This is a genomic window from Paraburkholderia nemoris, assembly GCF_905221015.1.
In the GTDB taxonomy this organism is placed as follows: domain Bacteria; phylum Pseudomonadota; class Gammaproteobacteria; order Burkholderiales; family Burkholderiaceae; genus Paraburkholderia; species Paraburkholderia nemoris.
Window position 1 is genome coordinate 243,675 of the sequence record NZ_CAJNBO010000007.1, and the last position, 12,500, is coordinate 256,174.

The window sequence follows — 12,500 nt, forward strand, 5'->3', positions numbered from 1 at the left end:
TCGAGATCATGTCAATGCCTCATGGCTGCACCAGCATCGGCGATCGGTTGCGCTGCTATACACCGGCGCTCGCCGGCGTGTCGCGCGCGCTGTTCGATGCGCGCGGTGGCCTCGGCGTGAAACCGGCAGCGGCGCAATCCTTGTCCTCTCACCGCACGGCGCGCCTGCGCATCGGCAGCGCGCATGGCGAGCTGTGTGTTTGCGTCGATGTGAGCCGTCACGCCGCGCTCGAGGCGATTGCCCTGGAGCCGGACCCGGACCGTCGCGCGGCGCTCGGCAATCTGTGGCTCGCAGCGCCGCTCGACACGCTTGCCGGTCACGGTGTCGCGCAGCCCTCGGTGCTGGACATTTCGCTCGATGCCGAACAGACCGATAGCCAGAACGCCGCCGGCGCGCTCCACTTTGAATACGGACTGGCGGACAACCCCGCCCACGCGGCGGTGCTGCTCGAAGCCCCCGCGTCTCTCGCGGCCGCGCTGGAGCGCCGCATGACCGGCACGCGCGCGGCATCGGTCGCGCTGCCCGACGCGCTTGCCGCCATCGCCGTGCCAACCCGCATCCGCTTGCGTACCCGTCGTTGCACGACGGCGCTGCTGGGCTCGCTGCGCGCGGGCGACGTCCTGCTCGGATGGCCGCGCGCAAGCGGCTATGCACAAAGCGCACCGCTCGAACACGCGACCGTGCTATGGGGCGCAGCGAATGGCCGCGCCGCCTGCGCGCAGGCCCGCATCGACGGCCACCACATGATCCTTGAGACGTTCCCTGAGACGATGAACCACGATCCCGATCTTTCCCTTGAGAGTGCCGCCGGGTCCACCGGCGAGACCGCCGCCGCGGAGCGCACCGTCGATCTGAACGAGGTCGAACTTCCCGTGCATATCGAGGTGGTAACCGTCAATCTGCCGCTCGGGCAAATCGCCGCGCTGCGGCCCGGCTACATCCTGACGCTGCCGCTCAAGCTCGCCGATGCGGAAATCCGTCTCGTCGCGCACGGGCAGACGCTCGCGCTCGGCGAACTCGTCGCGGTCGGGGACAACCTCGGCCTCCTCATCCAGCACATTGCGAACTCCGATGAACGGCACACCTGAAATCGCCTCGCTGCTCGTCGCGGCACTCGCGTTGGCCGTCCTGCCATTCGCCGCGATGGTGGTCACGTCCTACACGAAGATCGTGGTCGTGCTCGGGCTACTGCGCAACGCGCTGGGTCTGCAGCAGGTGCCGCCCACCTCGGTGCTCAACGGCGTCGCCATCATGGTGTCGTGCTTCATCATGGCGCCGGTCGGCATGGAAGCCATGCACCGCGCGCAGCTATCCAGCGATGCAGGCTCGGGCATGCAGGTGATGCCGCTTCTCGACGCCGCGCGCGAACCGTTTCGCGTGTTTCTGAAACGTCATGCGTCGGAGCGCGAGAAGGCCTTCTTCCTGCGCTCGGCCCGCGAAATCTGGCCGCCCGAACGCGCCGCCGAACTCAAGCAGGACGATCTCATCGTGCTCGCGCCCGCCTTCACGCTGAGCGAACTGACCGCGGCCTTCAAGATGGGCTTCCTGCTGTACCTCGCCTTCATCGTGATCGACCTAGTCATCGCCAACGTGCTGATGGCACTCGGGCTGTCGCAGGTCAATCCGACCAATGTGGCCATTCCGTTCAAGCTGCTGCTGTTCGTTTCGATGGACGGCTGGTCGACGCTGATCCACGGTCTCATCTCCACCTACAGGTAACGCCGTGGAATACGACGCGATCACTCATTTCACCACGCAGGCGCTCACCCTGTGCCTGCTCGTGTCGTTGCCGCCGGTGGCGGTGGCGGCCGTGACCGGCCTGCTCATCGCGTTCCTGCAAGCCGTCACGTCACTGCAGGATTCCAGCATTTCGCAGAGCGTGAAACTGGTGGTCGTCACGGTCGTCATCGTGATCGTCGCGCCATGGGGCGCGGCCGCGATCCAGAACTTCGCGCGCAACCTCGTGCAGGTGATGTTCACATGAGCATTCCACGCATAGGCGGCGGCTACACGCCGCCCGCCGATCTTTCTTCGGATGCCGAATCTGTCGCCCAGCAGCAGGCGGCGCTGGCCGTGCCGCATCACCGTCACGGGCATGCGTTGACGCGTGCCAAGCGCCCGTCGCTGAGGAAACGCCGCAGCGCCGAGAGTCCGGACGCGAACGACCCCGCGGCCGAGAGCGAGGAACTGCTGATGATGCTCGACCAGCATCTGCGACGCAGTCAGACCGACGTGATGCGGGTCGATGCGCGCGAGCCGCGCGGCAATCAGCATGGCTTCGGTCAGGACGAGCATTCCGCCGGCGCGGAGCCGAACGGCAAACGGACAGATTCCGACGACACGCACGATCTGCCTGCGCGCGCGCTGCCGATGCGTTTTGCGCAGCGCACGGCGCGCGACGAGACGGCGCTGTTGAAGCACTCACGCGCGGTCAGTCAAGGATCAGCACGCTCGCCTGGCGATCAGGCCGAGGCCGCGCTGATTGGCGTGCAAACCGCGGCGCGCAAGCAGGAACCGTCCGTTGGGGGCAAAGCGCCCGCGCGTGCCAGCCCAACGTATGCCGTCCTTGCGATCGTCCGCGAATTCCTGCAGATGCCGGATGGCGAGCGCACCTCGCGCACTACGCTCGCCCAGATACGCGACCGGCTCGTGTCGGCATCCACGCGCGCCGGACGCGATATGCAAAACAACCCTCAAAGCAACATACAAAGCGGAGTGAGCGGGGCCGCTCAACGCCCGCTCTCCGCCGCGGAGGAATCGATGAATCTGCTGTTGCCCATCGCGCTGCTTAACCTCGGGCGCAGCCGCACCCGCGCGGGCCGCGCGATGGGCATGTCCGCGCTTGCTGCCCTGATCCGCCGCGGACGCGGATGGTGACGGCGGGCGCCATCCCGTCAATCACAATCGAAGAGGTTTCGTTCATGTCCAAAGAAATTCGCATACTGACCGGCTTCCATGCCGGCGCTCAAATAGAGTTGAGTACAACAACGATGTCGATCGGCGCCAAACCTGATGCGGACATCCTGATCAACGACTGGAGCGAGTGCACTATGCAGTTGGCAATCGATGCGCAAGACAACTTGACGATCGCTGTGCCCGGCGAAGCCGGCATCGCGATGGACGACTTCATGCCGCGACGTTTCGGTGAAGTCGTGCTGTGCGCGGGCCCTGCCGACACGCGCTGGCCGTCCGATTTGCAACTGATGGAGTCGATGCTGGCGGCGCAACCCGAAGGGCGCAAATACGACGGCGAAACGAGCGACGGCGTGTTTCCGGCCGGCCCGCCCTCCACACCGATCATTATGCGTTCGCGCCGTTCGCCATGGGTGCATGCCGGCGTCGCCGCCTTGCTGATCGGGTCGATGGGCGCAGCCGCGGTGGTGTTGCCGGCCGGCAAGACGACGCTGGCCGCCGACCGGCCGCAAGCCCGCGCCACGCTTGCCGATGTGCAACAGGCGCTGGCGCAGCTGCATCAGCCGGATCTGGCGGTCGCCCGGCAGGGCGACGGGTTTCTCGTCACGGGCATCGCGGCGAGCACCGCCGAGGCCAGCAGAACGCGCGCCGCGCTTCAGGCATTGGCAGGCAATCGCCTGAACTGGAGCGTCCGGTCCGGTGACGAGATCGCCGGGTCGCTCGCGGAATCGCTGCATGAAGCCAACCTGCACGTGAGTTATGGCGGTGCGGGCCGCCTCGAGGTAACCGGCAGCGCGCGCCATCCCGCCGAAGTGCGCGAGGTGGTCGAACGGTTTCGCGGCGATATGCAGCCGCTCGTCGCGCGTATCGACGTGGACGTGACAAGCACCGACGACCTGAAAGTAGCAGGTGAGATCGATTCGGCCTTGTCGGCGGACGGCGTGAAATACGTGGAATCGAGCGACGGCACGAAGAACTTCGTGGCCGAGCTGCCCAGCAACACCACCCTTCATTGAGGATGACCAGCATGTACGAAGCGATGACCGACAAACTGATCGACGTACTCGACGACTTGCCGCAGGCAGTGGCGCAGACGCATCGTCACGGTGAAGTGCGGGAAGTGGCAGACGCACTCGACGCGATAGCCAACACCGTCGCCTCGCATTCAACGGAGGCGGCAAGCACGGAAGCTCAGGCAGGACGTGTGGTTGTCGATGGATTTCGCGCCGCGGCGCAGTTGTGCCGCGGCGCAATCGAGCAGTAACACTTGCACCGCGACACACACATGAGGTGTGCCGCGATGCAGGCAAACCGTGCGCAATCCGCAAGGGCCGCACATTTTCCCAGCGTTCCGCATGAAGCGGGACACTTTAGCGCAGTACCACTGTTCAATTCTTTTAGGAGATTCAACATGTCGAGCAAGATCCCGACCGACGCAGGCGCAACTGGCAGCTCCATCGCCGACATCTACAAGGCAATGGCTGAAGAAAACGAAATCAACAAGGCCAACACGACCGCGAAGCTTGCGACGATGGGCCCGAAGGCCGCGAAGGACATCGTAGGCTAAGCGCTCCGGCGCGCCATCCGGCCGCGCATGGTGCGCCGGTTGGGAACCGTCCGCGGTTCCCAACCGGTTTTTTTTTGCTCTGCCGCGTGGCCCATCCACCTACAGACCTGTGCTCGTGAAGCGATTCGGCGATAGCGATGAGTATCGAAAGACGTGATGAACTGATCCGCGAGATTTGCGAACTGCGCGACATGCCTGCGCCAGATGCCGTGCTGGAGCGCGGTGTGCTGGAGATCGACGGCTTCGACGCGGCGATCGACCATTTCGAGGAAGACCCCGACGCGCTGTACATGACGTTCCAGTTCGGCATAGTCACGGCGGGGCGCACGTTGCGCGTGTTTCGCCTGTTGCTGGAGGCGAATCTCGCCGTCTATGCGCAGGACCAGGCGCAACTCGGCCTGGAGGCGGATACCGGCGCGATCGTCCTGATCGCGCGCGTGGCCTTGAGCGAGGAAATCACAGGGCAATGGATGCTCGAGCTGATCGAGCACTATGTCGAGCACGGCCGCTACTGGCGGGACAACATCTTCGTCGCTCGCGACGACATGTTCGAAAACCTCGCCCGTGGCGACTACGTATGGATCCGCGCATGAACCTTCTTTTCAATGGAGAATGAAATGACGCAAGTCAGCCATAGTCACAGCACGACCAGCAGTCCCTCGACCCACAAGACGGACGACAAGGACACGAAGAACAAGGACAAGAAAGACGACCAGGGAGGCAGCCCGGCCGATCTGGATGCGGCGATCCAGGCCTTCGGCACACAGGTGATGATGCAGATCTTCCAGGATCAGCAGGAACGCCGGGCTGAGGCACGCGAGGAGGACGAGGACGCCGCCTGAGCGCGTGAGCGCGGGCCGTTCGCGTCATGCGTCGTGACGCGATGGCCCGCCAGCGCCGACTGCCTCGACGGGCGGGTCGCCACGCAAGCGGAGGGCTGCTACGCCACCGTCACGACGAACTGCGCCGATGAATCGCAAGCGCGATCGGACAACGTACCGTCGCCACCGCGCCGCGTAGTGCCCTGCCCCAAGCTCACCGGCGACGTATCGAACCCCGCTCGCGCGTCGGCGTCGAAGCAGGACTGCGCCGCCTGAGCGACATCCAGCTTGTAGCCGAGCGCATACACGGTCTTGAGATTCAACTCGGCGGTGCGCGATAGCTGCAGTTTCTTGCGCAGCTTATAGATGTGCTGCTCCAGCGTGCGCGCGGCGATCTGCTCCGTCGCACCCCAAACGCTGGCAGCGATTTGCGCGCGGCTAAGAAATTTTCCGGGGTTCGAAAAGAACATCCAGGCGATCGAGAACTCGCGCGCTGTCAGCGGAATCTCGACGCCGTCGATCGTCGCGAGACCGAGATCCCGCTGAAGCACGTAACGGCCGATCTGGATCTGATGCGTGACGGTATCGGAAATGCGCCGCTGCAACGCCAGATGGACGCGAAAGCGGATCTGCTCGATGTCGAAGCGATTCACGACGTCGGTCGCCCCCGCGTCGATCCAGCGCAACAGTCCCGACCAGCTCGAATGGTGCGTCAGTACGATCACCGGCGTGCACACGTCGGCGTTGCAGTCGCGCCACGACAGCAACGCACTGGTTGGCGTCGGATCGTTCCTGGCGTCGATCAGCACCAGGTCATAACGGTTCGCACGCATTGCGCGCAGCAAATCGAGTTCACTCGGGAACGGCTCGATGACGACTCCTTCTCCGGTAAAGGTTTCAGAAACAGTCCGTCGAAGCAGCCGGTCGTCGGTTGCAATGGCAAATAACAGGTTATTGTTCACCGCGGTTCGCATCCCCAAAAAGGCATCCACGCTTCTCGATTCCTGCCGTCACCCTTCCAGCGGAGACGGCGGCGTTTCCCCAAGCACAACTTTTTGTCCCCTCGCCCGTCTGGTCGTCGTGGTTTTAGTCAATGGCTGTAGCGGCGTAATTCAAGACCCATTGCATTGCGCCATCAGCATTGATCGTATCGGGCGAGGTCTCTCTCTCCGTTAGTGCATCGGGAGCGCGCGGTGGATGCGTATTGCGTGGATATTTTCATGCGACGAGCCAGAATCCAGTTCGCGAGGCAAAGCATCTTCCGGCAACTCTCGTGAATTGCGCGCCATTCAACGCCATACAGTCGTGAACCAGCTTGCGCGGCGTCATGCGAAAAAATCACGGCCTGTAGAGCGACTGGAAGCATCGTGTCGCGTTTGCAACAGTTGCCATACGACACGCGAGCCACGAATCCACAATGACGGCTGCGCAATGATGGATTCCGCTGCTCGTGCGCGGACACGCTTACTATTCCGGATTGCCAATCGAGTCCGTCCTGGAGACACCGCTGTTCACAAGCAAATGGCGCCGCGTGAGCCAATCGATGTTGTGCCGGCCTGGCTCTGCTGCCGCACGTGCTTGCGGATTCGCGGCGCGTGGCGGCATGGATGTCTTCCCGCCTGCTGCCGCGGCATTTGCCGGACGCTGCGGCAGCAATAGCGCACCGGGCGCGGTCAGGCTGCGCGCAACCGGCCTCGGACTGACGCCTGCCGTCGGCGGCGTGGCCGTGTCCGCGCTGGAACGAGTTGCGGGGAAGAAACGCGAAAGACGGTTGATCGTCATAAGCCCTCGCAATGGAGCGTCGTCTGTTTAAGCGGCGTAGTACGGCCCCGCCGCGTGGCCGCGCGCTGACGGCGACGGTTCGGCGGAGGCGCTCGATGCCGTATTGGACGATTCGCAAGGCACCGCGTCGCAAGCGCCTTGCGAAAAGCTGAACCCTTGCGCGAATGAACGTCACGCGCGGCCTTCATCATCGCTCCTCGCCAACGTCCTTCCTGGCGGCGCAAATACTGGGACATACGTCGGGCCCGCGCGTCCTCGCGCAATATGGTTCGCACGCGACCTCATGTTTTCGCGCCGTCGCTTCGAAATCCAGATGGAGGGCGATCACAATCGCGCCGTTCACTGGTACGCACCGGCACGCATTCGAGGAGACCGTCATGCACCACGCCTTCCGTCATCGTCCGCCGCTTACGCGCCGCGCGCTGGTCGCAATCGCCGTCGACCTTGCGCTCGCGCTCGCCGCGCAGCCCGCATGGGCCGACTGCTTCGACGACGCAGGGGCGTACCAGCGCGTCAATCCAATGGTGCTGCGGGCGATCGCATGGCAGGAGTCGCATAACCGGCCCAACGCGACGCATCTGAACGCAAACGGCTCGCTCGACTACGGCGTCATGCAGATCAACTCCATTCACCTGCGCGACCTGGCGCGCTACCACATCGATCGCGATGCGCTGATGCAGCCGTGCAAGAACGTGTATATCGCGGCCTGGCATTTGCGCGGCAAGATGGACAAATACGGCAACACCTGGGCCGCGATTGGGGCCTACCATTCGGAGACCCCTGCCGAGCGGGACCTGTACGCGCGCCACATCGCCGCGATCCTCGCGGGCTGGCATCAATTGCGGCAGCCGGAGCATATCGCTCAAAAATGATTCCCCCGAACCGGCCGGCGCCGCAGGGCGACGAACCGAATAGGTATGTTCCCCCCCAGCTCGTGGCAGCGCAACCGGTGTAGAAAACGTTCGCCTAACGCCCCCTCGTTTCGGTGCCATGTCAACGCGCCCGATCGCACTGCTTATGATGAACACCCAAGCAGTGCGCCCCTGACATTTCTATCGCGAACGACATGCTCAAACACGACAACCTGCAAGATGTTGACGCCAGTCACGAAGGACGCTGCCCGCCGCTCACCTTTTCGAAGCGGGACGGGCTGCTGTACATGCACAACGGCGACGAGTGGGATTCGACGTTCGGATGTATGGTGCTCGATCATCCAACGTTTCTCTGGATGGAGTATGCGCAAAAGATGATGTCGTGGATGCTCTTCGCCGAACGCTTCTATGAAAAGCCGCGCCTCATCGTGCAACTGGGACTGGGCGCCGGAGCGTTGACCCGCTTCTGTCACGCCCGCTTTCCGCTCGCGCGTGTCGAAGTCGTCGACATCAACCCCGCGGTCATCGACGCGTGCCGCGAGATGTTCTGCATGCCGCCCGAGGGCGAGCGCCTCGCTCTCATCGAAGCGGACGCGATGGACTATGTCAGCGCGCAAGAGCACCGGGCATCGATCGACATCTTGCAGATGGACCTTTATCTAAGCGAACACGATGGGCCGGTGGGGCAAGGCAGCGCATTCTACCGGGCCTGTTTCGACAGCCTCGCGACGGACGGCATGATGACGATCAACATCTTCGGCCCGGACCTGGCGGCGGTGACGCGGCAGAACCTGCAATGGCTGTCCGAGCTATTCGATGCGGTTCTGCGGTTGCCGTGCGAGGACAACAACATTCTCATCTGCTTCAAGCGTGCGCCGGTGATCGATATGCAGCAACTGAAAGTGAAAGCGGCCGCGCTCGAGTCGCTTACTGGAATCCCCGCGTCTTCGTGGGTGTTTTTTCGTCGCGACGGCGAAGCGCTGGATCGCGAGAAGGCCCTGGAACTCGAGGCAGTGGTCTAGGCGAATTGCTCAACGCACGCCAGCGCGTTGCCTGCTTCGCCAATCGACGCAACGCTATCCAGCTTGTAGCCAAGCGCATAAACGGTTTTCAGATTCAGGCCGTTTCCGGGCGACAAACGCAGCTTCTTGCGCAGCTTGTAGATGTGTTGCTCGATGGAGCGCGCCGCCACGTCCTCGCATGAGCCCCACACGCCGCCAGCGATCTGCGCGCGGGTCACGAACTTGCCTGGATTCGAAAAGAACAGCCACGCCATCGTGAATTCGCGCGGCGTGAGCGGAATCTCGACGCCGTTGAGGGTCAGCACGCCGAGATCCCTTCTCAACACATAGCCGCCCAGCGTGACGGTGTCCGCACCCGCCCGATGATTTTCACGCTGAAGCACAACATGCGCGCGCAGACGCACCTGTTCCAGATCGAAGCGATACGCCACGTCCGTGGCGCCCGCGTTGACCCACCCGAGCATGGCGGTCCAGTCCGGAAACGGCGTGAGAACGATCGCGGGCGTGCACGCAGCCGCGTTGCAATGGCGCCACGACAGCAACGAATCGAGCAGCAATGATCCGTTCTTCGCGTCGATCAGCACGAGGTCGTACGTGGAGGCGCGCATTGCACGCACGAGCGGCAACTCGCCGTCAAACGATTCGACGGCAATCGAATCACCGGCAAGACAGCCGGCCAGATCGCGGGTCAATATGGGGTCCTCGGTCACTAGGGCGAATCGCATGTCTTCTCCTGGTCGGCCTGATGTCAATGAATCGTTCATACGGACGGGTTGGATCGTTCTCGGTCCCGGTTCCGGTAAGTGCCTCCGGGAGCGAAACCGGATGCGCTGCCGCGCCGGCGGTCCGACGTCTTGCCCACGCCCCCCGTCGCGTGGCGGGCATGCGCATATCGCTGAACCCTCGCAGCCACGGCGCATCGCGGCGCACGCGTCGGCACACCCTTACAGAACGCTCAGGATGCGCTGACACGAGAATCCGCGCATCCTGACGCGGCTTCTATTGCCCGCGTCGACATGGTTGCGGCGCTCGTATCGCGCATCGTGGCTTGCCGACAAATTTCTTCGGTCGTTCGCAACTTTGCTCACGGTCGACGTCACTTACGGGCATATTTCCAATTTCACTCCGGCAGATCGCGAGCAAATTTGTCCGGTCACGTTTATCGGTTAGGATTGGCACGACCCTCGCAGCGGCGCGGCGCCGCGCCGGGTCGTTCAGATGGCTTGACCACGGTCACAGTCCCCGATCTACCGGAACGTGAACGAACAATATGGAGTTGCAGCGTCCTTCGTCCCCGCGTTGCCGCGTGGCAGCCTGCTTGCCCGGCCTGCTTCGATGCTGCGCTGCGCTCGTCACGCTTGCAGTTTTATCCGCACCCGCCACTGCCACAAGCGACGACTGGCAGTTCGAGGCGGGCATCACCACCAACAAGGTCACCCGCGGCATGGACATCGGAAACGGGCAGCCGTCGGTCAGTGCGGGGGCCAACTGGTATCCGGGCAACGGCTTCTTTGCGGGCGCGTCCGTGGCGTCACTCCGGTCCGCTCGCAGCCCGACCAACGGCGCGGAAGTCGTCGCCAACGGTGGATACGGTTGGCGATTGGCCGGCGACTGGAGCGCCCAGGCCATGCTTTCGCACTACCAGTTCCTACAGGGATCGCAGTCCTCGCGCCTCAACTACGACGAACTGGTGCTAACCGCCGGCTGGCGCGACTCTGTGTTCGCCTCGGTCGCGCTCTCGCCGGACACCGGCTTTGGGCCGACGCCGATTTCGCGCGCTGTCTCATATGACCTGGTGGGTCGCCTGCCGCTCGTGCACGGGTGGACCGCGACGGCCGGCATCGGCTACTACGATCTGCACTCGGTGATCGACCTTGGGTACGTCTACGGCAACGTCGGGCTGACTTATCAGTTTCGCGCGTGGCAATTTGACGTGTCGTACATCGCGACGAACAATGAAGCCAAGACGAAGCTTGGGCCGGGCGCGAACAATCGCTGGATCGCCGATGTCATCTGGCATTTCTGAGCGGCGGCGTAACTTTTCACCCGGCAACGCGCACCTACGGCTATTTACATCATGAATCGAGTTGCCATGACGCCCAAGGACCGCTATGTCCCGCATTTTCCGTTCGGCGCGGGTTCGGCAGTGAACCGCGGCGTCAGTGGCACATGGGCCGCCATGGTGCGGCGCGCGTGCCTTTGCTGGCTGTCCCTGTGCGCCGCCTTCGCGGTGTCCGCGTGCGCGCTCGTGCCCGCGACGCCCGACCCCGCTGTCGCGACGCAGCAGATGAAAGCGCGTCCAGAGCGAATGATCGTGCTGGCTGTCGCCAATCCTCCGGAAACGCTCATGCTGCGAGCCGGCTCGACTGCCGCCGGCTACGGCGCTGCTGGCGGCTATTCGCCGGGCGGCAGCGCGCGGGCTCAGGTCGCCGCGCTCGCGCGGCAATACGGCTTGCACGAGGTGTCGGCGTGGCCGATCCCGTCGCTGAAGGTGCATTGCGCGATGCTGGAAATCGCCGACGGCGCGCGGCGCGATGAAGTGCTCGCGCGGCTCGCTGCCGATCCTCGCGTGCGTCTCGCGCAGCCGTTACAGACCTTCGATCTGCTCGGCGAGGCGCCGCATGGCAGCGGCTATACCGACTTGCAGCAGGGTTTTCGCGAGATCGGCGCGGACGCTGCGCAAAAGGTCACACGCGGCGATTCGGTGCGCGTCGCGGTGATCGACACCGGCGTCGACACCACCCACCCCGATCTGCACGGCCGCATTGCCGGGACCCGCAATTTCGTCGACGAGGACTGGCAGCAATTCAATCGCGACCAGCACGGCACCGCGGTCGCGGGCGTCATCGCGGCGGATCGCGCCGGCGGCCCGGACGGCAGCGCCGGCATCGAAGGCGTCGCGCCGCACGCGAAAGTGATCGCGGTCAAGGCCTGCTGGCAAGCGGACAATCGCAGCGGGACTTCGCGGTGCAATTCGTTCACACTCGCCGAAGCGATCCAGTCGGCGCTCGAGGCGCACGCACAGATCATCAACCTGAGTCTGGGCGGGCCGGCGGACCCGCTGCTGAGTCAACTGATCGAACTGTCGGTGAAAAAAGGTGTGATCGTGGTCGGGGCCGTTCTGCCGGACGGCGACCTCAAGGCGTTTCCGGTCGGCGTGAGGGGCGTGATCGCCGTCGATTCGGCTCACGCTGCGGGCAGCGCGCCAGCCGATGCAGGCTCGAACGTGCTGTATGCGCCGGGCCGTGACATCCTGACGCTCACGCCGGGCGGACATTACGACTTCGTGTCGGGCTCGTCGTTCGCGGCGGCGAACGTGACAGGCACCATTGCGTTGCTGCTCGGGTTGCAGCCGAATCTCGACGCACATTCGATCGAGGTGCTGCTCGACCAGACAAGCGGCCCGAGCCGGCAGCATGGCCGCGTCATCAATGCGTGCCGCGCGATTGCCGCGCTTCATCACCCGTGCGTCGAGGTGGCCCGTTGAACGGGACCGCCGCAATGCAGCGATGACTCCCCCTCG

Annotated in this window: 16 protein-coding genes; 13 read left to right on the top strand and 3 right to left on the bottom strand. The window is 64.0% G+C overall.

The window, feature by feature from the left end:
* The first annotated feature begins 8 nt into the window (after positions 1 to 8).
* The 9 genes from sctQ to KHO33_RS13445 all read left to right on the top strand — a co-directional run bounded on the left by sctQ (position 9) and on the right by KHO33_RS13445 (position 5,322).
* Positions 9 to 1,088 carry a type III secretion system cytoplasmic ring protein SctQ gene (gene sctQ, locus KHO33_RS13405; protein WP_200565772.1) on the top strand — a complete coding sequence of 360 codons (1,080 nt, stop codon included), beginning with the start codon at positions 9 to 11 and terminating at the stop codon, positions 1,086 to 1,088.
* A complete protein-coding gene (gene sctR, locus KHO33_RS13410) occupies positions 1,072 to 1,719 on the top strand; it encodes a type III secretion system export apparatus subunit SctR (RefSeq protein ID WP_054036883.1) in 648 nt (215 codons plus the stop codon). Before sctQ ends, sctR begins: the two co-directional genes overlap by 17 nt.
* A 4-nt stretch (positions 1,720 to 1,723) precedes the next feature.
* Entirely contained in the window at positions 1,724 to 1,984 is a 261-nt protein-coding gene (gene sctS / locus KHO33_RS13415; protein WP_200565773.1) for a type III secretion system export apparatus subunit SctS, read from the top strand.
* Positions 1,981 to 2,877 carry a hypothetical protein gene (locus KHO33_RS13420; protein ID WP_054036885.1) on the top strand — a complete coding sequence of 299 codons (897 nt, stop codon included), beginning with the start codon at positions 1,981 to 1,983 and terminating at the stop codon, positions 2,875 to 2,877. Before sctS ends, KHO33_RS13420 begins: the two co-directional genes overlap by 4 nt.
* A gap of 44 nt (positions 2,878 to 2,921) precedes the next feature.
* Positions 2,922 to 3,929, top strand: coding sequence for an HrpD5 family protein (gene hrpD5, locus KHO33_RS13425; protein ID WP_200565774.1), 1,008 nt, complete (start codon positions 2,922 to 2,924; stop codon positions 3,927 to 3,929).
* An 11-nt stretch (positions 3,930 to 3,940) separates the two neighbouring features.
* A complete protein-coding gene (locus KHO33_RS13430) occupies positions 3,941 to 4,177 on the top strand; it encodes a hypothetical protein (protein ID WP_128576472.1) in 237 nt (78 codons plus the stop codon).
* Positions 4,178 to 4,324: 147 nt separating this feature from the next.
* Complete coding sequence (locus KHO33_RS13435; protein ID WP_165848098.1) at positions 4,325 to 4,480, top strand: hypothetical protein; 156 nt, start codon at positions 4,325 to 4,327, stop codon at positions 4,478 to 4,480.
* 137 nt (positions 4,481 to 4,617) lie between these two features.
* Positions 4,618 to 5,073: a CesT family type III secretion system chaperone gene (locus KHO33_RS13440; RefSeq protein ID WP_115776278.1), complete on the top strand. Its 456-nt coding sequence runs from the start codon at positions 4,618 to 4,620 to the stop codon at positions 5,071 to 5,073.
* Between the two features lie 24 nt (positions 5,074 to 5,097).
* Positions 5,098 to 5,322 carry a hypothetical protein gene (locus KHO33_RS13445; protein ID WP_115776277.1) on the top strand — a complete coding sequence of 75 codons (225 nt, stop codon included), beginning with the start codon at positions 5,098 to 5,100 and terminating at the stop codon, positions 5,320 to 5,322.
* A 98-nt stretch (positions 5,323 to 5,420) separates the two neighbouring features.
* Here KHO33_RS13445 and KHO33_RS13450 read toward each other — a convergent pair whose 3' ends face one another.
* Together KHO33_RS13450 and KHO33_RS13455 are read right to left on the bottom strand one after the other, a co-directional pair.
* Positions 5,421 to 6,293: a response regulator transcription factor gene (locus tag KHO33_RS13450; RefSeq protein WP_128576473.1), complete on the bottom strand. Its 873-nt coding sequence runs from the start codon at positions 6,291 to 6,293 to the stop codon at positions 5,421 to 5,423.
* A 475-nt stretch (positions 6,294 to 6,768) separates the two neighbouring features.
* A complete protein-coding gene (locus KHO33_RS13455) occupies positions 6,769 to 7,083 on the bottom strand; it encodes a hypothetical protein (protein WP_200565775.1) in 315 nt (104 codons plus the stop codon).
* Positions 7,084 to 7,460: 377 nt separating this feature from the next.
* On the opposite strand from KHO33_RS13455, the gene KHO33_RS13460 reads away from it, so the two are divergent.
* Both KHO33_RS13460 and KHO33_RS13465 read left to right on the top strand, forming a co-directional pair.
* Positions 7,461 to 7,955, top strand: a complete 495-nt coding sequence (locus KHO33_RS13460) for a lytic transglycosylase domain-containing protein (RefSeq protein WP_200565776.1) — start codon at positions 7,461 to 7,463, stop codon at positions 7,953 to 7,955.
* A gap of 194 nt (positions 7,956 to 8,149) precedes the next feature.
* Entirely contained in the window at positions 8,150 to 8,977 is an 828-nt protein-coding gene (locus KHO33_RS13465; RefSeq protein ID WP_200565777.1) for a class I SAM-dependent methyltransferase, read from the top strand.
* On the opposite strand, the gene KHO33_RS13470 is transcribed toward KHO33_RS13465, so the two are convergent.
* Complete coding sequence (locus tag KHO33_RS13470) at positions 8,974 to 9,702, bottom strand: response regulator transcription factor (protein WP_200565778.1); 729 nt, start codon at positions 9,700 to 9,702, stop codon at positions 8,974 to 8,976. The two genes, KHO33_RS13465 and KHO33_RS13470, sit on opposite strands and share 4 nt — an antisense overlap.
* A gap of 581 nt (positions 9,703 to 10,283) precedes the next feature.
* On the opposite strand from KHO33_RS13470, the gene KHO33_RS13475 reads away from it, so the two are divergent.
* Together KHO33_RS13475 and KHO33_RS13480 are read left to right on the top strand one after the other, a co-directional pair.
* Entirely contained in the window at positions 10,284 to 11,003 is a 720-nt protein-coding gene (locus tag KHO33_RS13475) for a TorF family putative porin (protein ID WP_054036902.1), read from the top strand.
* Between the two features lie 51 nt (positions 11,004 to 11,054).
* The gene (locus KHO33_RS13480; RefSeq protein ID WP_200565779.1) at positions 11,055 to 12,464 is read left to right on the top strand and encodes a S8 family peptidase; all 1,410 of its coding nucleotides are present in this window, start codon (positions 11,055 to 11,057) and stop codon (positions 12,462 to 12,464) included.
* The last annotated feature ends 36 nt before the right edge of the window (positions 12,465 to 12,500 follow it).